This is a genomic window from Marmoricola sp. RAF53 (genome assembly GCF_052114005.1).
Taxonomy (GTDB): domain Bacteria; phylum Actinomycetota; class Actinomycetes; order Propionibacteriales; family Nocardioidaceae; genus Marmoricola.
In genome coordinates this window covers 207868-227176 of record NZ_JBFRDX010000002.1, presented here as the reverse complement: position 1 = coordinate 227176, position 19309 = coordinate 207868, and the positions used below count along the sequence as shown (strand labels likewise).

Below are 19309 nucleotides of genomic sequence, written 5' to 3'. Positions count from 1 at the left end.
CCGTGAGCACCTCGACGACCGCGGTCCGGCCGCGACGCACCCAGGCGGAGCGTCGCGCCGAGAGTGAGCGCCGGTTGCTGGACGCGGCCGCGGCCCTGGTCGTCGAGCGCGGCATCGAGGGCACGTCGCTGGCCGAGATCGGCCGGGTCGCCGGCTACAGCCACGGCCTGGTGCACCACCGGTTCGGGTCGAAGGAGGCGCTCGTCGAGCGGCTCAACACCGAGGCCGTGCGGCTCTTCACCAGCCGGACGGTGACCGCGGTGGGCAGCACCCGCGGGCTCGCGGCGCTGCGCATCGTCGCGGACACGTACCTCGACCTGGTGCAGGCCCCGGACCCGCTCGGCCGGGTGCACCTGGTGGTGTGGACGGAGGCGGTCTCGCGGGCCTCCGAGCGGCGGTCCTCCCGGGTCACCTGGGACCGCTACTTCCGCTCCGCCTTCGCCCAGCTGATCCGGGACGCGGCCGCGGACGGGTCGGTCCGCGACGACGTGGACCCGGACGCGATGGCCACGGTCGTGGTCGGGTTGCTCCGCGGGGTCGCGCTGCAGCTGATGATGGACCCGGAGACCGCGACCACGCGGACCCGGTCGGCGGTGCTCGACCACCTCACCCGGATGCTGGCGGCCTGAGCTCCGCGGCGGCGTCGGCCGGCGCGGCGACGGCGCTGTGGACCAGCGCGCGCAACGTCGCCTGGGCCACCGCCAGGTCGGCGTGGTCGGGATCGAGGAGGAGCTGCATCGCGATCCCTCGGACCGTGCCGACGATGCTCAGCGCGACTTCCTCGACGTGGATCCGGGGATCCACGCTGCCCTCCTCGATGCCCACCCGGAGCAGCGCGGCGTACACCCGCCGGAACCGGCGGTCCCAGTCCAGGTGCGCGGCCCGCCGCTCCGCGGTGTGCGCGATCGCCTCGCTCCAGAGCACGACGTGGACCCGGCCGAGCGGGTCCGGCCCGTCGACCATGTCGAGGTAGAGGGCGCCGAGCTCGAGGACCGCGTCCAGGCCGTCGAGGTGGCCGATGCGCGCGCGGGCGATCTCGCTGTACCGCTGCGCGGCCTTGTCGATGAGCCGGTCGACGAGCTCGTCCTTGGAGCCGAACCGGTGGTTCACGGCCGCGTGGCTGGCCCCGGCTCGCCGGCCGATGTCGGCCAGCGAGGTGTTCTCCAGTCCCTGCTCGACGATCAGCTCGGCGGAGGCGTCCAGGAGCCGGCGCTCGCTGTCGGCGCGGCGCTGTGCCTGCGTCCGGCGCTGGGCAGGCGGCTCGTCGGTGCGGGTCATCCCGCTGAACCTACCCCCGCGTGCCGTTCCTGGTGGGCGCTACTGGATCAGCCGGACCGGTTCGCCGACGACCTCGGCGTTCCAGGTGGTCACGTCGGTGACCGTGCCGCTGCCGAAGCTGACCTGGACGCGGAACCAGCAGCCGCCGGCGCTGGCGTCGTTGCAGGTGTACCCGGCCGGGATCGGCACCTCGATGTGCTGGGTCTTGCCGTCCCAGCCGTTGGTGCTGTTGATCCCGGTGATCTGGCAATTGCTCAACGTCCCGTTGACCTTGCCGGCCCCGGTGCACCCGGTGAACGACCCGCCGGTCTCGACCGGGGGCAGGATCTTGATGGTGCCGTTGGAGGCGGCGTCACCGGCGTCGAAGAAGCTGAAGTCGAGGACCTTGGTCGCCGCCGCGGGCAGGACCCGGATGAGGTTGAAGGTCGACGTGGCCGCGTCGCTGTTGGCGAAGATCGACATCCGGTCCCAGCCCGCGACGGAGACCGACTTGGCCTGGGTCGAGATCGCGCGGATCGCGAACATGTTGGTGCCGTTGCCCTTGACCGTGGTGTCGTCGCCGTTCTGGGTGTAGACCTTGGTGCTGCCGGTGTAGCCGCCGGCCCCGTCGGAGCTGCCGCCGAGGGCGACGTTGCTGCGCACCTGGAGGTAGTAGTCGCCGGCGATGGTCGGGGTGAAGGTGCACAGGGTCACCCACTCGTGGAAGACGGCCGCCAGGGAGGCGTTGTAGCCCGACTTGCCGAGAGTGAGCGCGTTGGCGGTCACCTGCGACGTCGTGTACCCGGGGTACTGGCGCGCGCACCCGGCGACCGGGGTCGCCTCGAAGGGGCGCTGGTTGTCCTGCGGCGCGCGGAGCCCGAACGAGGTCACGGTGCCGACCTCGCTCGAGCCGACTCGGTTGCCGCTGTTCGGGTCGTCGCCGGCGCAGAACTGGTTCGGGGCCTGCCCGGACAGGGTGAGGGCGTACCGGGTCAGGCCGTCGAGGGTGGTGAACGGGTTCATGTTGAGCCCGAGGAGCGTGCCCGTCGGCGCGACCGTGCAGCGGGTGCCGGTGGCCACGTACGCCGGGTCGTAGAGCTGGACCTTCATCGTGGAGCCGACGGCCTCCGGGGCGACCCGGATGATGTAGACGTAGCCCTCCGGCCGGAACTCGGAGTTGGTCGAGCCGGTGCAGCCGTCCTCGTTGCCCTTGCAGGTCCGGGTCGAGAACCGGTCGCCCTGGGTCTTGTACACGCCGGGGCCCTCGATCGTGCTCCAGAACTGCGGGTACCGCGGGCAGGAGGCGCCGGTCGGGACCGCCAGCTGGCTCAGGACGGGGGGAGCGCCCGGGGTGCCGTCGGGCTCGTTGCCGAGGGTGTTGCACGGGCTGCCCATCGGCGCCGGGCCGTTGTAGTCCGCCACGGCGACGCGGGTGACGGTGCCCGTGCCGATGCCGAAGGTGTTGCCGAACGCGTTCGGGATCCGGGAGGTGATGGTGACCTTCAGCTGCGTGCGCCGCTGGCCGGTCTCGACCACCACGTCGATGTTGCCGTTGTTGCCGCCGTCGGCGAAACCGTTGCGGGCGGCGACGGTCAGCGCCTGGGAGGTGGCGGAGTCCATGTCGCCGGGGAGCGAGGTCACCCCGGCGAGCGCGGCGGCGTCGGCGGCGATCTGGACCCGCTCGCCCTCGAGGTAGAGGCGGGCGACGTCGACCCCGAGCGCGGCCAGCGGCATGAAGGCGGTGGCCGCGAAGACGGCCACGAGGAGCGACGCGATGCCGCGCTCGTCGCGGCGACGCCTGCCGGTCCACCTCATTGGTGCGTGTTCGCCTTGCACTGCTCGGTCGGCAGCGGCTCGAACCGCATCACCGACCGCTCGGAGAGCGACACCGAGCCGATGAACCCGGTGACGGACTTGTGCTGCGCGAGCATCGCGACGCCGACCGAGGTCTGCAGCGGGTCGTTGACGCAGGCGTTGACCGAGGTCGAGGCCCAGGTGCCCGACTGGTAGCGGAACCGGTCGAGCGCCTGGTCCCACACGTAGGTGACGCAGTTGGTCTGGCAGACCAGCTTCGCGTTGCCCGCCGGGAGCGGGTAGCCGGCGGTGTTGGCCTCGTAGATCATCACCCAGCTGATGCTGTCCTTCGGCATCGCGCTGCCGGCGCGCTGGATCGAGTCCGCCGCCGCCTGCGCGAACGCCGGCACGGTGGCCGGCGAGCAGGGCGGTGGGTTCGAGCTCGCCTGGCAGGTGCCCGGACCGGCCCCGGCGGACGCCGAGGCGATCCGGCTGCCGGTGCGGACCGAGCTGGAGACCGCGACCGAGTCGCGCATCATCAGGGCGATCTCGACGACGCCGAACATGAGCACGACGAGCAGGGGCACGACGATCGCTGCTTCGACAGCGATCGCTCCCCGCTCGTTCCTGCTCCGTGCACGCCTCATGTGTGGCCTCCCTGCCCGCCAGGAGAGTATCCCAAAACGGACAAAGCGGGCCATACAGGCATATTTTCAGTGACCTAGGTCCCGGGGACCCCAGGACCCGGGTTCAGGACCTGCTCACGGCCCCACGAACGACCGCACCAGGCGCCCGACCTCCTCGGGCTGCTCGAGCTGGAGGAAGTGTCCGGCGTTCGCGACGACGTGCACCTCGCTGCCGTCGGGGAGGCCCGGTCCGACCAGCGACGCCAGCCGCGGATCGAGGCAGCCGTCCTGGTCGCCGTGCAGGTAGAGCGTCGGGACCACCGGCAGCCGCATCTCCGCGCCCTGCCAGCGGCGGTACGGCTCCGGCACCCGCGGCCACGGCCGGACCAGGTTCCGGTAGTACCCGAAGACCGCGCGCCGGTGGGCGGGGGTGCCGAGCGCCTCCAGGACGGCGGGCAGGTCCGCGGCGGCGTCGTACCCGGGGGACCAGTCGGCCCAGAGCTTGCGGACCAGGTCCTCGGCGCGACGCTCGGGCAGGCGGGGGAGCTGGTTGAACGCGATGTACCAGCTGTTGCGGAGCTGGCGCGGCAGGAACCGCAGGCTGCGCGGCGTCTGCAGGGACAGGAACGGCGGCACCGCCAGCGACGCCACCCGGGCGAACGGGCTGTCGGCGTGCGCCGCGAGCGCGTTCGCGGTGATCGCGCCCCAGTCGTGCCCGACCAGGACGGCGCGCTCGTCGCCCCCGAGCGCCCGGTGCACGCCGACCGCGTCGTCCATCAGGGCGGCCACGTGGCCGCTCCCGTCGGAGGGCACGGTCGAGGGCGCGTAGCCGCGGGTGAACGGCGCCACCACCCGCCAGCCGTCCTCGGCCAGCTGCGGGCCGAGGTGGCGCCAGGTGTGCGCGGTGTCCGGGAAGCCGTGCAGCAGCACCGCGAGCGGCCCCGCCTTCGGTCCCCACTGCAGTGCCCGCAGCGAGACCGCGTCGAGGTCGATGGTCGTCTGGCGCATGCGCACATCCTGGCGGGTCGGCGGCGGCGGCGCAGGAGGAACGCGCTGGACGAACACGCAGCCTGAACCGCCGCTGAACGTGCCTGCACCGGCGGGTGCCGACGTGTGAGACTCGGCCCATGCGGATCCTGGTCGTCGAGGACGAGAAGCGCCTCGCCGCGGCACTGCGGACCGGCCTCGAGGCCGAGGGGTTCGCCGTCGACGTCGCGCACGACGGGGGCGAGGGCCTCTGGTACGCCCAGGAGAACGCCTACGACGCGATCCTGCTCGACATCATGCTGCCGGTCCTCAACGGCTACAAGGTGTGCGAGACGCTCCGTGCCGAGGAGAACTGGACGCCCATCCTGATGCTGACCGCGAAGGACGGCGAGTGGGACCAGGTCGAGGCGCTCGACACCGGCGCCGACGACTACGTCACCAAGCCGTTCTCCTTCCAGGTCCTGCTGGCCCGGCTCCGGTCGCTGCTCCGCCGGGGAGTCGCCGAGCGGCCGACCAACCTGGTCCTCGGCGACCTGGTCCTCGACCCGGCGTCCAAGCAGGTCCGGCGCGGCGACGTCGGCATCGACCTCACCGCGCGCGAGTTCGCGCTGCTCCACTTCCTGATGCGCCGGGCGACGACCGTGGTCACCAAGGCGGAGATCCTGGAGAACGTCTGGGACTACGGCTTCGAGGGTGACCCGAACATCGTCGAGGTGTACATCGCCCGGCTGCGCCGCAAGGTCGACCGCGCCTTCGACCGCGAGGACATCGCGACGGTCCGCGGGCTCGGCTACCGGATCGGCACCCGGTGAGCCTGCTGGAGCGCGCCGCGTCCTCGATGCGGGTCCGGATCACCGCCGTCGCCACCCTCTTCGTCCTGCTGGTGACCGTCGCCGGCTCGGTCCTGGTCGTGCTCGCGATCGGGCACAGCATCGGGCAGGGCCTGGTCTCCTCGGCGCGCCAGGACGCCCAGGCGATCGACGCCCAGCTGGCGAGCGGGGTGAAGCCGGCGGCGGCGGCCACGACCGGCCGCCACGACGTCGTGGTCCAGCTCGTCGGCCCCGACGGAACGGTGGTCGCCAGCGATCGGCCCGAGCTGACCGGCGAACCGCTCCGCACCCGGACCGGGGTCACCGGGACGGCCGTCGTCGGCGGACTCCAGGACAAGTTCACCCTCGTGGCCGTCGACGCCGGCGCCGCCGCCCGGGCCGCGTCCGGCGTCGACCGGATCGTCGTCGGCCGCTCCACCGAGACCCGCGACGAGACCCGGGCGGAGGCCGCGGGCGTGCTCGCGGTCGCGGTCACCCTCGTGGTGCTCGCCCTCGCCGTCGTCGTCTGGGTCAGCGTCGGCCGCGCACTCCGCCCGGTCGAGGTGATGCGCGAGGAGGCCAGCACCATCACCGCGACCCACCTGCGCCGCCGCCTGGCGGTGCCGGCCGGCAGCGACGAGGTCCCGCGCCTGGCCCGGACCCTCAACGAGATGCTCGACCGGATCGACGAGGGTCAGGAGCGGCAGCGCCAGTTCGTCTCCGACGCCTCCCACGAGCTGCGCACCCCGCTCGCGGTGATCCGGCAGAGCGCCGAGGTCGCCCGCGCTCACCCGGACCGGTTCGACGTGCAGCGGCTCGCCGACGACGTCCTCGCCGAGAGCCTGCGGCTGGAGGACCTGGTCAGCACCCTGCTGCTGCTCGCCCGGGTCGAGTCCGCGGCCGAGCAGCCGGTCGAGGACGTCGACGTCGACGACCTCGTGCTGGCCGAGGTGACCCGCGCCCGGGCCACGGCGCCCGCGCACGTCACCATCGACGCCTCCGCGGTCGGCGCCGGCCGCACCCGGGGCAACCCGCTGCTGCTGGCCCAGGTGGTCGGCAACCTGCTCAGCAACGCGGTCCGGCACGCCCGCAGCGAGGTCCGGGTGAGCCTGGCGGAGAAGGACGGCCGGGTGCTGCTCCGGGTCGACGACGACGGCAACGGGATCCCCTCCGACCAGCGCGAGGCGGTCTTCGAGCGGTTCATCCGGCTCGACGACGCCCGGGACCGCGACGCCGGCGGCACCGGCCTCGGCCTGGCCATCGTGCGTTCCGTGGTCGAGGGGGCCGGCGGCGACGTCCGCGCCGAGGAAGCGCCGGCAGGGGGTGCCCGGCTGATCGTGCGCCTGCCGGCGACCGAATGAGCCGCCGGGAGCCGAGCGGGACCGGGGCGGGGTCAGAGCCGTCACCGCCCCGCGGTGCTCCGTTCAGGTTTGGTTCAGCGGACTGGGGTCATGTTCGTGCTGTGACGACTTCGCTCGGGACCGCTCCAGCCCCCCGCACCCGGCGGCGGCGCCGCTACCCGGACTCCGTGCCGATCGCGCTGGCCGCGCTGGTCCTGGTCCGCCTGCTCGAGATCCGCGGCGGCGGCTCCCCGGACGAGGGCGGGTTCCTGGTGGTGGCGGGCCAGTGGCGTGCCGGCGGGACGTCGCTGTACGGCGACTACTGGGTCGACCGGCCGCCGCTGCTGATCGCGATCTTCAAGGTCGCCGACGCCACCGGCGGGCTGCTGAGCCTGCGGATCATCGGGATCCTGGCCGCCGCGGCCGCGGTCCTCCTGCTCTCCTCGACCTCGCTGCGGGTCTTCGGCCGCCGGGCCGCCGGCTGGACCGCGGTCATCGCCGCCGCGCTGCTGGTGACCCCGCTCTACGGGGCGATCGACGTCAACGGCGAGCTGCTCGCGCTGCCGCTGGTCGCGCTCGGGATCCGCGCCGCGGTGGAGGCGGTCCTGGCCGAGGACCTGCTGCTGGCCCGCGGTGCCGGGCTGCTCACCGGCTTCACCGCCGTGGCCGCGCTCCTGGTCAAGCAGAACATGGTCGACGTCCTCGTGTTCGCGACGGTCTGCTGGCTGCTGGCCTGGCGGCTGCACCGGATCGGCGGCCGGCGGCTCCGCGACCTCGCCGTGCTCGCCCTGCTCGGCGGCGCGCTCGCCTACGCCGCGGTGATGCTGGTCGCGCTGGCGCACGGCACCTCGCCGGCCGGGGTCTACGAGGCGACCTACCCCTTCCGGGTCGAGGCCGCGAAGGTGATCGCGGCGAGCACGTCGGACACCGCGGCCGTCCGGCTGCACCGGCTCTGGCTCGCCTTCCTGCTCAGCCTGGCGCCCGCGGTCCTGGCGGCGTTCGCCGTCCGCGGGGTCTGGCGCAGCCGGTTCCCGGAGGTCGTCTGGGCGGTGGTCGCCACGGGTGCGTGGGTGACGTTCTCGGTGGTCGCCGGCGGCAGCTACTGGCTGCACTACCTGATCGAGTCGGTCCCGGTGGTCGCGCTCGCCGCGGGGGCGCTGTCGCTGCGCGCCCTCGGGCTGCTCCGGGTGCTCGCCGGCCTGGTCGTCACCTCCGCCCTGGTCGCGGCCACCGTGGTGGTGCTGCACCCCACGCCGACGCCCGGCTCGACGGTCGGCCACGCGATCGAGGACTCGGCCCGGCCCGGCGACACGCTGGTCTCGCTGTTCGGGGACGCGGACATCCTGCGCACGACCGGGATGAGCTCGCCGTACGCCTACCTGTGGAGCCTGCCCTCGCGCACCCTCGACCCCGACATGGCCCGGCTCCGCGGCGTGCTCGGCGGCTCCGCGGCGCCGACCTGGGTCGTCGTCCGGGGGCCCGGCACGGTCGCCCGGCTCGCCGAGCACGGCGCGATGACCGTGATCGAGCAGCGGTACCGGGTGATCGGCGAGGTCTGCGGCCGGACCGTCTACCTGCGCCGGGACCTCGCCCGGCCCCCGGTGGACCAGGACGGGCGCTGCGCCGGGACGGTGCTCCCGTGACCGCGCCGCCGGTCGACGGCCGCTGCCTCGTCGTGGTGCCGACGTACGACGAGGCAGCGAACATCACCCGGCTGCTCGACGTCCTCGCCGCCGCCGTCCCGTACGCCGACGTGCTGGTCGTCGACGACGGCAGCCCGGACGGGACCGCCGCGCTGGTCCGCGGCCACCGCGCCTTCGGCTCGCGGGTGCACCTGCTCGAGCGCGCCGGGAAGTCCGGCCTCGGGGCGGCGTACCGGGCCGGGTTCAGCTGGGCGCTGGTCCGCGGCTACGACCGGGTCGCCCAGATGGACGCGGACTTCTCGCACCCGCCGGAGCGGCTGGACGCGCTCTTCCGGGCGCTCGACGACGCCGACGTCGCGATCGGTTCGCGCTACGTCGCCGGCGGCGGCACCGAGAACTGGGACTGGCGCCGGCGGCTGCTGTCCTGGGGCGGGAACGTCTACGTGCGGGCGCTGCTGCGCACCGGGGTCCGGGACAACACGGCCGGGTTCAAGGCCTTCCGGCGCGACGCCCTGGTCGCCATCCGGGTGCTGGAGTCGGAGTCGGAGGGCTACTCCTTCCAGATCGAGAACACCTGGCGGGCCCGGGAGGCCGGCCTGCGCATCCGGGAGGTGCCGATCACCTTCACCGACCGGGTGGACGGCACCTCGAAGATGTCCGGCTCGATCGCCCGCGAGGCGCTCGCCCGGGTGCTGCTGTGGCGGTTCGGGGAGGTGCTGACCTTCCTCCTGGTCGGCGGCGTCGGGTACGTCGTCGACGTCGCGGCGTTCAACTTCTTCCGCTCCCACCAGCCGTTCGCCTCGATCGACCCGGCGTTCGCGCGCACCGTGGCGGTGGTTGTCGCGATGGCGGTCACCTATGTCGGGAACCGGACCTTCACCTGGCGCGGATCCTCGGACCGGGACCGCCGTCACGAGATCGGCCTGTTCGTCCTGTTCAACGTGATCGGCTTCGGCTTCTCCGTGGTCACCCTGGTGATCTCGCACGACCTGCTCGGCCTGACCAGCCGGCTGGCCGACAACATCTCGGCGAACGTGGTCGGGATGGCGCTCGGCACCGCGTTCCGGTTCTGGAGCTACCGCCGGTTTGTGTTCGCCCAGCCCAAGAAAACGCCTCGACCTGTGCTCCGGGACCAAGATCTCGACACCCGCCCCGTGTAGATTTCAACGAGTTTCGGTCAGGATCGGCCCGCCCTGGTCGATCTGTCCTGGAGCAAGGTCCTCCCAGATCCCGAGCGAGGTGTCCCGATGGGTGCCCAGACACGACTGCTCCCGCGCGAGCGGGGTCGTCTCAGCGTCGTTCCCGCTCCGAAGCCGGTGCGCGTCACCCGGTTCGGAGGCGGTGGATTCCGCTCGGACCTGCTCGCCCACGGGCTCCGCAGCACCGTGAAGCCGTTCATCGGGTTCTGGTCCCACGTGCCGCTGCTGCCGTGGCCCTACTTCCTGGTCGACTACGTCGGCCTGGCGATGAAGCCGGTCTCCGGGACCACCTACGAGCGGATCGACCTGCCGCACTGCAAGGCGGAGGTGCTGTCCACCCCGTCGGTCGAGGACCGCGTGGTCGTCTACCTGCACGGCGGCGCGTTCGTCGTCGGCGGTCGCTTCCTGCACCGCCAGCTGATGTCCCGGATCGCCGAGCGGACCCGTGCCCGGGTGGTCGCGGTCGAGTACCGCCAGCTCCCCAAGCACCCGGTGAGCTCCTCGATCGCCGACGCGCTCGACGCCTACCGGCACGTGCTCGAGTCCGGCGTGCCGGCCTCCAAGGTCGTCGTGATGGGCGACTCGGCCGGCGGCTACCTGACCTTCCAGCTGGCGCTGGCCGCGCAGCAGGCCGGCCTGCCGATGCCGGCCGGGCTGGTCGCGATGTCGCCGCTGATCGACTTCGACGGCACCGTGAAGGTGGCCGCGCCGTCGGCGGAGACCTGCGCGCTGTTCCCGTCGCACTGCTTCGAGGGCCTCGGCCAGGTGGTGCTGCGGGCCTCGCTCCGCGCCGGCGAGGCCGTCGTGCTCCCCGAGGCGCCCTCGCGCGCCGCGCTGCACGAGCTGCCGCCGTCCCTGATCCAGGCGAGCTCGGCCGAGATGGTCTACCCCGACTCGGTCTCGATGGCCCAGGCGCTCACCGACGCCGGCGTCGACGTCGAGCTCCAGGTCTGGGACCACCAGGTGCACGTCTTCCAGGCCGCTGCCGGGCTGCTCCCGGAGGCGGACCAGGCGCTCGACGAGATCGCCGACTTCGTCGACGCGGTCGCGCCGGACAGCCTCTGGGCGCTCGAGGCCTGACCGGCCCGCTGGCGGCGCACGGCCCCCCGCTAGCCTCGCTACGTGCCCGGCACCGTCGACTCCTGGTTCGCCACGAACACCTCTTCGTGGCGTGACCACACCCTCGCGGACCTGGTCGCGGCGAAGGCCGGCACCGGTCTGTCCGTGAGCCTGGTCGTCCCGGCGCGCAACGAGGCCGCGACCGTCGGCGACGTCGTCACCCGGGTCCGGGAGGCGCTGGTGGAGACGACCGACCTCCTCGACGAGATCGTGGTGATCGACTCCGACTCGACCGACGACACCTACGCGGTCGCCAGCGACGCCGGAGCGGTCGTGCACCGGTCCGCCGAGATCCGACCCGACCTCGGGTCGGTGCCCGGCAAGGGCGAGGCGATGTGGAAGTCGCTGTTCGTGACCTCGGGCGACCTGCTCGTCTTCATGGACGCGGACCTGCTGGACTGGGACACCCACTTCGTGCCCGGGCTGCTCGGGCCGCTGCTGACCCGGCCCGAGGTGGTGCTGGTCAAGGGCTTCTACGAGCGGCCGCTGCTGCAGGACGACGGCGCCGGTGCGGTGGACGACAGCGCCGCCTACGAGGGCGGCCGGGTCACCGAGCTGGTCGCCCGCCCGCTGCTCAACCTGCTCTTCCCCGAGCTCGCCGGGTTGGTGCAGCCGCTGGCCGGAGAGTGGGCCGTGCGCCGCGAGCTGTTCGCCACGCTGAGCGTGCCGACCGGGTACGCCGTCGAGACGACCGCGCTCATCGACACGCTGCGCGAACGCGGCGCCGGGGCGATCGCCCAGGTCGACCTCGGCCGGCGGGCGCACCGGCACCAGGCGCTGCGCGACCTCGGCGCGATGGCCACCCAGATCCTGGCGGCGGTCCAGGCCCGCACCGGTACGCCGGCCGCCGCAGCGTCCTCCGACGGCGCCGTGACCTTGCGGCAGTACCACCCGGTGGACGGCGGGATCGGCCCGCTGACCCGCGCCGTCCCGCTCACCGAACGCGCCCCGGCGGCGGCGTACCTGGAAGGCGCACGATGACCCTCAAGCTCGGCCGGCACGAGTTCGCCGACGACGCCACCCTGATGATGGCGATCGTCAACCGGACCCCGGACTCCTTCTACGACAAGGGCGCCACCTGGGCCGAGGACAAGGCGTTCGAGCGGGTCGCCCTGGTGGCCGAGCAGGGGGCCGAGATCGTCGACATCGGCGGCATCAAGGCGGCGCCGGGCGCCTTCATCGACGCCGCCGAGGAGAAGGACCGCGTCGTCGGGTTCGTCGCCCGGGTGCGGGAGACGTTCCCGGACCTCGTCATCTCGGTCGACACCTGGCGCGCCGAGGTGGGCCGCGCGGTCTGCGAGGCCGGCGCCGACGTGCTCAACGACGCCTGGGGCGGCGCGGACCCGGAGCTGGTCGACGTGGCCGCCGAGTACGGCGCCGCGATCATCTGCACGCACACCGGCGGCGCCACGCCGCGCACCCGGCCGTTCCGGGTCGAGTACGACGACGTGGTGAAGAGCGCGATCGCCGACACCGTCGCGTACGCCGAGCGGGCCGCGCTGGCCGGGGTGTCGCGGGAGAGCATCGTGATCGACCCGGCGCACGACTTCGGGAAGAACACCTTCCACTCGCTGGAGCTGACCCGGCGCCTCGACGAGATGGTCGCCACCGGGTGGCCGGTGCTGGTCTCGCTGTCCAACAAGGACTTCGTCGGGGAGAGCCTCGACCTGCCGGTGGGGGAGCGGCTGACCGGCACCCTGGCCGCGACCGCGGTCAGCGCGCTCGCCGGCGCCCGGATCTACCGGGTGCACGAGGTCGTCGAGACCCGGCAGACCGTCGACATGGTGAACACGATCGCCGGCAGGCGGTTGCCGCAGCGCGCGATCAGGGGGCTGGCATGAGGGTGGTCGTGGTGCCCAGCACGCTGGCGCTGCTGCCGAGGTACGCGTCGATCGAGGACCCGGTCGCGGACCTGCGGGCGGCGGTCGCCGACGCGGTCGGGTGGCTGACCGAGGAGGGTCCGGTGGCCGGGATCGCCGGGTCCGGCCCGGGCCAGCGGGTGGTCGACCACCTGCTCGGCGGGACCGATCCCGCGGTCCCGGGGATCCTGGTGGCCGCGAACGGCTCGGCGACCCGGACCGAGAAGGCGCCGGGCCACCTCGACGCGCGGGCGGCCGGGTTCGACGCCGCGGTCGGCGCGGCGCTGGCCGCGGGCGACCTGGACGCGCTGGCCGGGCTCGACCTGGACCTGGCGGCCGAGCTGTGGGCGGGCGACGACGCGGCGACGCTGGCCGCGCTCGGGCGCCGGCTGGCCCGCACGACCCGGGTGGCCCGGGCGCAGGTCGACTACGACGATGCCCCGTACGGGGTGCAGTACTGGGTGGTGCGCTGGGAGATGGAGGAGGTCTGATGCGGATCCTGATCGACGCGCTCGGCGGCCGGACCGGCGGGGCCACCCCGGCGGACCTGGCCGACCTCTACCGCGCGCCGCGGCTGCCGTGGCTGCGGGTGAACATGGTCGGCACGGTCGACGGTGCCGCCACCGGGGAGAGCGGCCGGAGCGGCTCCATCAACAACGCCGTCGACAAGGTGGTCTTCCACGCGCTCCGTGCCGAGTGCGATGCGATCCTCGTCGGGGCGGGCACGGCCCGGACCGAGGGGTACCGGGAGGCCGCGGTGCCGATCGTGGTCGTCTCGCACTCCGGCAGCGTCCCCGAGCAGCTCGTCGGCTGCGAGCCCGGCAAGGTGCTGCTCGCGACCTGCGCCGCGTCGCCGGGACTCGACGACGCGCGGGGCGTGCTGGGAGCGGAGCAGGTGATCGTCGCGGGCGAGAGCGCGGTGGACCTGCCCGCGGTGAAGGCGGCCCTGGTCGAGCGAGGGCTGCGCGACGTGCTGTCGGAGGGCGGGCCGAGCCTGCTGCGCGACCTGGTCGCCTCCGGTGCCGCCGACGAGCTCACCCTCACCGTGGTCCCGCGCCTGATCGCCGGCGTCCACCCCCGGGTCCTGCGCGGTGAACCGATCGACGCCGACCTCGACCTCGCCCTCCTCCTCGAGCAGGACGGCACGCTCCTCGCCCGCTACCTGCTCCGTTGAATCCCGCTGGTCAGGCCCACGGGTCCTCGCGCTGCCAGACCGTCGGGAAGGAGAGCGCGACCCCGTCCTGCTCGGCGAGCCGGGTGAACACCCGCATGGTGACGTCGAGGTCGTCGCCGGCGTACGGGACGGCGCGCAGCGGCGGATCGGTCGGCGCCATCGGGAGCGGGGAGAAGAAGTCGTCCCAGTGGATCAGGACGACCCGACGCGCGCCGACGGCGCGGACGGTCTCCGCCCAGTACTCGACCAGGTAGTCCTCGGGCTGCAGGCCGAGCTGGCCGACGCCGAGATAGGCGATGTCGGCGCGCCGGCCGACCAGGGCGCCGGGCACGAAGCCGGCGCTGCCCTGGACCAGCGCGCTGGCGCCGTCGCGGTGCCGGAGCAGGATCGACCACGCCTCGCCGCACTTGTACGCCGCTGCCTTGACCGGCGGCCGCACCGGCTCGTCGATCGTGCCCGGGTACCGGTCCGGCGGGCAGTGCCGCGCCTCGACCAGGGTGAGCGTCCAGGCGCCGCCGGTCCAGGTGGACCCGGGGGCCAGCACGTTGATCTGGTCCTCGGAGAGCCCGGCGCCCCGGCCGATGTTCGCGGTCGAGAGGCCGCCGACCAGCGCCGCCCCGGTACGGCGGGCCACGACGCCCGCGTCGAGGGCGTGGTCGAAGTGGCTGTGCACCGGGACCACGGCGTCGATCCGCGGGATCGTCGGGCCGCCGTGGGCGAGCGCGCGCTCCAGGCAGGCCGCGATCACGTCCTCCTCGGGCCGGATCCGGCCGAGCGCCACCGCGAGCAGGGGCGGCCGGCTGAAGTAGCCGTCGGTGAGGATCGCGGACTCGCCGTCGTCGATCAGCAGGGTGCTCACGCCGAGGAAGGTGACGCCGAGCCTGCCGTCGGCGGCGGGCACGTCGAAGTGGTCGGCGTACTTCCGCAGGTCGGGACGACCCAGCTTCCACCTCAACGTCGGCTCCCCTCGCAGTGCCACAAGGTGTGCTGGCCCTCGAAGCCCTTGAGCTCGACGGCCTCGGCCGGCGTGAAGTCGAAGAGCTCGGCGAGCGCCTCGGCGATCTCGCCGGTGACCAGGATCTCGCCGCCCTGCGCCTCGGAGGCGACCCGCGCTGCGAGTGCCACATTCTGCCCGAAATAGTCGCCGTCACGCTCGATCGCTGTGCCGCTGTGGATACCGATGCGCACCCGGATCGGGGTCCGGCGCAGCTCCCGGCTCCGGTTCCAGTTGGCGCCGAGCGCGCGCTGGATGTCGAGGGCGGCGTGCAGGGCGAGCTCGGGGGTGCTGAAGACGACCATGTGGCCGTCGCCCTGCGTCTTCACGATCAGGCCGCGGTACTTCTCGATGTAGGTCTCGACCAGCTGGTCGTGCGCGGTGAGGACGCGGAGCCAGCGGGCGTCGCCGAGCTGGGTGTTCAGCAGCGTGGAGTTCTCGATGTCGGAGAAGAAGATCGAGACGGTGCCGTCGTCGGCGGCCATCCGCCCGATCGCGGTGCGCTGCTCGGCGGCCCACCGGTTGAAGTCCTCCAGGCTGCTCAGCAGCATGCCGCCGATGCCCTGCTCGCGGACCCGGTTGACCGCCTCGACGACGCTGCGGACCGCGGTGCCGGCGCTGAGCCCGGCGCTGACCACGCGCTGGGCGGGGGTGCCGGGAGCGCGGGCGACGGCGGCCAGCGACTCCTCGGCCTCGGCGAGCCGGCGGCGGGTCTCCCGCAGTCGCAGCGCGAGCGCGGTCACCGCGCCCAGGGCGAGGACCAGGGCGACGGCCAGGACCCAGACGAGCGCCTCCACGCGTGAACTGTGGCACACCTGCTGACGGTGCGCGGAGCGCATGAGATAGTGAGAACCTGTTCTACTTTTCGTCGGAAGGACGTCATGACCGCCACGATCCCGGCCATCGAGGGCTGGTTCACGACCGGCCCCGAGCCGGCGCTGCTCGGCTCGAAGTGCACGTCCTGCGGGACGGTGTTCTTCCCGAAGGCCACCGGCTTCTGCAAGAACCCGGCGTGCGACGGCAGCGAGTTCGCCGAGACCGAGCTCTCCCGCCGCGGCCGCGTCTGGTCCTACACCGACGCCCAGTACCAGCCGCCGGCCCCGTACATCCCGGCGACCGACCCCTACGTCCCGTTCGCGCTCGCCGCGGTCGAGCTGCCCGAGGGTCTGGTGATCCTGGGTCAGGTGGCCGACGGCTTCGGCGTCACCGACCTCAAGGTCGGCGACGAGGTCGAGCTGGTCGTCGAGACGCTCTACACCGACGAGACCGGCGACCGGACGATCTGGCGCTGGCGCCCCGTGGCCGGAAAGACGGCAGGAGAGAACGCATGAGCAACGGCAGCACCGACGTCGCCATCGCCGGGGTCGGCATGCACCCCTGGGGCAAGTGGGGCAAGAACTTCGTCGAGTACGGCGTCGTCGCCGCCCGCGCGGCCCTGGCCGACGCCGGGATCCCGTGGACCGACGTCGACCTGATCGTCGGCGGCGAGACCGTCCGCAACGGCTACGGCGGGTACGTCGCCGGCGCCACGTTCGCCCAGGCGCTCGGCTGGAACGGCGCCCGCGTCGCCACCTCGTACGCCGCCTGCGCGACCGGCGCCCAGGCCCTCGACACCGCCCGCGCCCGGATCCTGGCCGGCCTCTCCGAGGTCGCGCTGGTCGTCGGCGCCGACACCACCCCGAAGGGCTTCCTGGCCCCGAACGCCGGCGAGCGCTGGGACGACCCGGACTGGCTGCGCTTCCGCCTCATGGGCATGACGAACCCGGGCTACTTCGCGCTCTACGCCCGCCGCCGGATGGACCTCTACGGCGCCACCCAGGAGGACTTCGCCCAGGTCAAGGTGAAGAACGCCCGGCACGGCCTGAACAACCCCTACGCGCGCTACCGCAAGGAGGTCGCGGCCTCCGACGTGCTCAGCAGCGCGATCGTCTCCGACCCGCTGCACCTGCTCGACATCTGCGCCACCTCCGACGGCGCGGCCGCGGTGATCCTCTGCTCGGTCGAGTACGCCCGGAAGCACGGGCTGAGCGACGTGCGGATCAAGGCGATCTCCACGGTCACCCCGACCTTCCCGAACACCGTCATCGACATGCCGCTGATGAGCACCGACTCCTCGGCCGCGGTCGGGGTCCCGGAGCGCACCTTCAAGGAGTCGATCGCGGACGCGGCGTACGAGGAGGCCGGGATCGGCCCCGAGGACGTCGACGTGGCCGAGGTCTACGACCTGTCGACCGCCCTCGAGCTGGACTGGATCGAGGACCTGGCGCTGTGCAAGCGCGGCGAGGCCGAGCAGCTGCTCCGGGCCGGTGACACCACCATCGGCGGCCGGATCCCGGTCAACCCGTCCGGCGGGCTGGCCTGCTTCGGCGAGGCCGTCCCGGCCCAGGCGCTGGCCCAGGTCTGCGAGCTCACCTGGCAGCTGCGCGGACAGGCCGACGGTCGTCAGGTCGAGGGCGCCCGGGTGGGCATCACCGCGAACCAGGGCCTCTTCGGCCACGGTTCGTCGGTCATCGTCGCGCGCTGAGCGTGACCCGAGACTCCGCGTCTCGTTGAGCCGGGCATGCGCCGTACCGCCCTGCTCGCAGCAGCCGCCCTCCTCGCCGCCGGCCTGGTGGTCGCCGAGTCCGACCTGACCCACGACGACGCCCACGCCGCCCCGGCCGGGCTGCGCGACGTGATGCTCGTCGGCAACAACTGGGCGGGCACGGCGACGATCGTCGACGCCCGCACCCGCAAGGTGCTGCGGACCGGCATCGACTTCGTCCCGGACAAGGCGCAGGAGATCGCCGACATCCAGAAGAAGCCGGACCAGCTGGCGTTCTACTACCTGATCCAGCAGGGTCCCGGCGAGGGCCACGACCAGTACGTCGACGACATGTTCACCACCAACGACGGCAAGTACGTCGCGGTGTCCCGGCCGAGCTTCGCCGACGTCGTCTGGATCGACCTCGCCAAGGCCGCCGCCGCAGGCCCCGGCGGCAGCATCGGCAGCATCGTCCGGGAGCAGCAGATGGACGGCTACCGCACCGACCACATGGGCGTCTCGCCCGACGGTCGCCGGCTGCTGGTCAGCGACTCCACCAAGAACCAGGTGATCGAGTACTCGATGGTCGACGAGACCGTCGGCGGCAAGGTCGTGAAGATGGGCGACCGGCTGCGCACCTTCCCGTCCGGTGAGACGCCGCACGAGAACAACTACTCGCCCGACGGCGCCCGGATCTACCACGCCTCGATCGGCAAGGTGTACCTGCCGGGCGACCAGCACTCGATCGGCCCGATCAAGATCGGCCCGCTCCACGACGCCCTCAAGGGCGACCGCTGGTTCGAGATCGTGAACAACGACGACTTCTCCATCGCCTCGCGCTGGGACATGGGCAAGGAGCTCGCCGAGGCCGGCTACGAGGGGATGAGCTCGGCGGTGCGGCCGATGGCGGTCGCCCCGGACCAGCGGTTCCTCTACTTCCAGGTGTCCTACTTCCACGGCATCGTCGAGTTCGACACCCAGGCGCCGGACATCGACGGCAAGGTCACCTACACCGCCGGCGGCATCGCCGAGCCCCGGTACGGCGCGGTGACGCGGCTGATCAACCTGCCGAACCGGGTGCCGGACATGCCGCTGGAGAACTACGTCAACGACTCGGCGCACCACGGCCTGTCCATGAACGACGCCGGCACCACGCTCTGCGCGGCCGGAACGATGGACGACTACGCCGCCCTGGTGAACCGGACGACGGGTGGGTACAAGACCTTCGACACCGCCTCGACCGGGCACGACTACCTCAAGCCCTACTGGACCACCGAGGGCCTCGAGGACACCTGCTGGATCTCGCTGAGCGGCTCGGACTCGGTCGCCGTGCTCGACTTCAACACCGGCCAGGAGGTCGCCTACCTGCCGGTCGGCGACCACCCGCAGCGGATCCGGCACGGCTACGTCCCCGAGTCGGTGGTCTCGACCTGGGGCCCGGTGGTGCCGGGTACCGTGGGCGGCGACAGCGGCAGCGGTGGTCTGATCAACGTGGTGTCCGGCCTCCTCGGGACGGTCATCCACCTGCTCAACCCGCTGCTTCCGGTACGGTGACCCGGCCCGGTCGGCAGCCCTGACGACCGGAACGCGGGTCGAACGGAGCAGCACAGCATGAGGCGTCTCGGAACGGTGGTCGGCCTGTCCGCGGCCACCCTTCTCCTCAGCGGGGCCCTCGCGGGGTGCCAGAGCATCCCGCAGGACGCGAAGGTCGCCTCGTTCTGCTCCGAGGGCGAGAAGTTCTCGGCCTCCACGAACTGGGCCGACGGCGTGAAGGCCGCCAAGAAGCTGCAGCAGACCGGCACCCCGCAGGGGATCGGCTCGAGCGCGCGCTCCGGCTTCGTCGAGCTCGTCCACCGCGTGCTCGACTCCGAGAGCGGCGGCGACTTCCGGGCCCGCACCAAGGGCCTGTCGGAGGCCGAGCGCAAGCACCTGGTCGCGCTCAGCGACTACATCAAGAAGACCTGCGAGCTCGGCTAGCGAGGCT

The 19309-nt window shown here is 72.9% G+C and carries 20 protein-coding genes; 14 read left to right on the top strand and 6 right to left on the bottom strand.

The annotated features are described in order from the left end of the window. The first annotated feature begins 2 nt into the window (after window positions 1-2). Window positions 3-629 carry a TetR/AcrR family transcriptional regulator gene (locus tag AB4Y76_RS02735; protein ID WP_441921964.1) on the top strand — a complete coding sequence of 209 codons (627 nt, stop codon included), beginning with the start codon at window positions 3-5 and terminating at the stop codon, window positions 627-629. Here AB4Y76_RS02735 and AB4Y76_RS02730 read toward each other — a convergent pair. The 4 genes from AB4Y76_RS02730 to AB4Y76_RS02715 all read right to left on the bottom strand — a co-directional run bounded on the left by AB4Y76_RS02730 (window position 607) and on the right by AB4Y76_RS02715 (window position 4685). After that, on the bottom strand, window positions 607-1278 hold the full coding sequence (locus tag AB4Y76_RS02730) for a TetR/AcrR family transcriptional regulator (RefSeq protein WP_441921963.1): 672 nt from the start codon (window positions 1276-1278) through the stop codon (window positions 607-609). The genes AB4Y76_RS02735 and AB4Y76_RS02730 overlap by 23 nt on opposite strands. A 39-nt stretch (window positions 1279-1317) precedes the next feature. Continuing rightward, window positions 1318-3072: a pilus assembly protein TadG-related protein gene (locus AB4Y76_RS02725; RefSeq protein WP_441921962.1), complete on the bottom strand. Its 1755-nt coding sequence runs from the start codon at window positions 3070-3072 to the stop codon at window positions 1318-1320. Then, the gene (locus AB4Y76_RS02720) at window positions 3069-3698 is read right to left on the bottom strand and encodes a TadE/TadG family type IV pilus assembly protein (RefSeq protein WP_441921961.1); all 630 of its coding nucleotides are present in this window, start codon (window positions 3696-3698) and stop codon (window positions 3069-3071) included. Before AB4Y76_RS02720 ends, AB4Y76_RS02725 begins: the two co-directional genes overlap by 4 nt. A 114-nt stretch (window positions 3699-3812) precedes the next feature. Beyond that, on the bottom strand, window positions 3813-4685 hold the full coding sequence (locus AB4Y76_RS02715) for an alpha/beta fold hydrolase (RefSeq protein WP_441921960.1): 873 nt from the start codon (window positions 4683-4685) through the stop codon (window positions 3813-3815). 119 nt (window positions 4686-4804) lie between these two features. On the opposite strand from AB4Y76_RS02715, the gene AB4Y76_RS02710 reads away from it, so the two are divergent. From AB4Y76_RS02710 to AB4Y76_RS02670, 9 genes are all read left to right on the top strand, one after another. After that, a complete protein-coding gene (locus AB4Y76_RS02710; protein ID WP_441921959.1) occupies window positions 4805-5476 on the top strand; it encodes a response regulator transcription factor in 672 nt (223 codons plus the stop codon). Beyond that, on the top strand, window positions 5473-6834 hold the full coding sequence (locus AB4Y76_RS02705) for a HAMP domain-containing sensor histidine kinase (RefSeq protein ID WP_441921958.1): 1362 nt from the start codon (window positions 5473-5475) through the stop codon (window positions 6832-6834). The genes AB4Y76_RS02710 and AB4Y76_RS02705 overlap by 4 nt, the downstream gene beginning before the upstream one ends. A 101-nt stretch (window positions 6835-6935) precedes the next feature. Then, window positions 6936-8456, top strand: a complete 1521-nt coding sequence (locus AB4Y76_RS02700) for a hypothetical protein (RefSeq protein ID WP_441921957.1) — start codon at window positions 6936-6938, stop codon at window positions 8454-8456. Continuing rightward, a complete protein-coding gene (locus tag AB4Y76_RS02695) occupies window positions 8453-9616 on the top strand; it encodes a glycosyltransferase (RefSeq protein ID WP_441921956.1) in 1164 nt (387 codons plus the stop codon). Before AB4Y76_RS02700 ends, AB4Y76_RS02695 begins: the two co-directional genes overlap by 4 nt. Window positions 9617-9703: 87 nt before the next feature. After that, window positions 9704-10735: an alpha/beta hydrolase gene (locus tag AB4Y76_RS02690; RefSeq protein WP_441921955.1), complete on the top strand. Its 1032-nt coding sequence runs from the start codon at window positions 9704-9706 to the stop codon at window positions 10733-10735. 42 nt (window positions 10736-10777) lie between these two features. Further along, a complete protein-coding gene (locus AB4Y76_RS02685) occupies window positions 10778-11755 on the top strand; it encodes a glucosyl-3-phosphoglycerate synthase (protein ID WP_441921954.1) in 978 nt (325 codons plus the stop codon). Then, entirely contained in the window at window positions 11752-12615 is an 864-nt protein-coding gene (folP, locus tag AB4Y76_RS02680) for a dihydropteroate synthase (protein ID WP_441921953.1), read from the top strand. The genes AB4Y76_RS02685 and folP overlap by 4 nt, the downstream gene beginning before the upstream one ends. Then, entirely contained in the window at window positions 12612-13124 is a 513-nt protein-coding gene (locus AB4Y76_RS02675; RefSeq protein ID WP_441921952.1) for a hypothetical protein, read from the top strand. The genes folP and AB4Y76_RS02675 overlap by 4 nt, the downstream gene beginning before the upstream one ends. Next, complete coding sequence (locus AB4Y76_RS02670; RefSeq protein WP_441921951.1) at window positions 13124-13807, top strand: dihydrofolate reductase family protein; 684 nt, start codon at window positions 13124-13126, stop codon at window positions 13805-13807. The genes AB4Y76_RS02675 and AB4Y76_RS02670 overlap by 1 nt, the downstream gene beginning before the upstream one ends. A 10-nt stretch (window positions 13808-13817) precedes the next feature. Here the strand turns inward: AB4Y76_RS02670 and AB4Y76_RS02665 are convergent, their stop codons facing one another. After that, complete coding sequence (locus AB4Y76_RS02665; RefSeq protein ID WP_441921950.1) at window positions 13818-14762, bottom strand: MBL fold metallo-hydrolase; 945 nt, start codon at window positions 14760-14762, stop codon at window positions 13818-13820. Further along, window positions 14759-15598, bottom strand: a complete 840-nt coding sequence (locus AB4Y76_RS02660) for an adenylate/guanylate cyclase domain-containing protein (RefSeq protein WP_441921949.1) — start codon at window positions 15596-15598, stop codon at window positions 14759-14761. Before AB4Y76_RS02660 ends, AB4Y76_RS02665 begins: the two co-directional genes overlap by 4 nt. An 84-nt stretch (window positions 15599-15682) precedes the next feature. Here AB4Y76_RS02660 and AB4Y76_RS02655 point away from each other — a divergent pair, with 84 nt between their 5' ends. The 4 genes from AB4Y76_RS02655 to AB4Y76_RS02640 are packed head-to-tail and all read left to right on the top strand — an operon-like array spanning window position 15683 to window position 19302. Next, window positions 15683-16132 carry a Zn-ribbon domain-containing OB-fold protein gene (locus tag AB4Y76_RS02655; protein WP_441921948.1) on the top strand — a complete coding sequence of 150 codons (450 nt, stop codon included), beginning with the start codon at window positions 15683-15685 and terminating at the stop codon, window positions 16130-16132. Continuing rightward, a complete protein-coding gene (locus tag AB4Y76_RS02650; RefSeq protein WP_441921947.1) occupies window positions 16129-17325 on the top strand; it encodes a lipid-transfer protein in 1197 nt (398 codons plus the stop codon). Before AB4Y76_RS02655 ends, AB4Y76_RS02650 begins: the two co-directional genes overlap by 4 nt. A gap of 36 nt (window positions 17326-17361) precedes the next feature. Continuing rightward, window positions 17362-18879 (top strand): YncE family protein, encoded by a 1518-nt coding sequence (locus AB4Y76_RS02645; RefSeq protein ID WP_441921946.1) that lies wholly within the window; start codon window positions 17362-17364, stop codon window positions 18877-18879. 57 nt (window positions 18880-18936) lie between these two features. Next, a complete protein-coding gene (locus tag AB4Y76_RS02640) occupies window positions 18937-19302 on the top strand; it encodes a hypothetical protein (protein WP_441921945.1) in 366 nt (121 codons plus the stop codon). Window positions 19303-19309: the final 7 nt, after the last annotated feature.

Bases quoted from the DNA above. Each gene is read 5' to 3' on its own strand.
- AB4Y76_RS02730 (WP_441921963.1), bottom strand. From the start codon at position 1,278: ATGACCCGCACCGACGAGCCGCCTGCCCAGCGCCGGACGCAGGCACAG.
- AB4Y76_RS02725 (WP_441921962.1), bottom strand. From the start codon at position 3,072: ATGAGGTGGACCGGCAGGCGTCGCCGCGACGAGCGCGGCATCGCGTCG.
- AB4Y76_RS02720 (WP_441921961.1), bottom strand. From the start codon at position 3,698: ATGAGGCGTGCACGGAGCAGGAACGAGCGGGGAGCGATCGCTGTCGAA.
- AB4Y76_RS02715 (WP_441921960.1), bottom strand. From the start codon at position 4,685: ATGCGCCAGACGACCATCGACCTCGACGCGGTCTCGCTGCGGGCACTG.
- AB4Y76_RS02710 (WP_441921959.1), top strand. From the start codon at position 4,805: ATGCGGATCCTGGTCGTCGAGGACGAGAAGCGCCTCGCCGCGGCACTG.
- AB4Y76_RS02690 (WP_441921955.1), top strand. From the start codon at position 9,704: ATGGGTGCCCAGACACGACTGCTCCCGCGCGAGCGGGGTCGTCTCAGC.
- folP (WP_441921953.1), top strand. From the start codon at position 11,752: ATGACCCTCAAGCTCGGCCGGCACGAGTTCGCCGACGACGCCACCCTG.
- AB4Y76_RS02675 (WP_441921952.1), top strand. From the start codon at position 12,612: ATGAGGGTGGTCGTGGTGCCCAGCACGCTGGCGCTGCTGCCGAGGTAC.
- AB4Y76_RS02670 (WP_441921951.1), top strand. From the start codon at position 13,124: ATGCGGATCCTGATCGACGCGCTCGGCGGCCGGACCGGCGGGGCCACC.
- AB4Y76_RS02655 (WP_441921948.1), top strand. From the start codon at position 15,683: ATGACCGCCACGATCCCGGCCATCGAGGGCTGGTTCACGACCGGCCCC.
- AB4Y76_RS02650 (WP_441921947.1), top strand. From the start codon at position 16,129: ATGAGCAACGGCAGCACCGACGTCGCCATCGCCGGGGTCGGCATGCAC.
- AB4Y76_RS02645 (WP_441921946.1), top strand. From the start codon at position 17,362: ATGCGCCGTACCGCCCTGCTCGCAGCAGCCGCCCTCCTCGCCGCCGGC.
- AB4Y76_RS02640 (WP_441921945.1), top strand. From the start codon at position 18,937: ATGAGGCGTCTCGGAACGGTGGTCGGCCTGTCCGCGGCCACCCTTCTC.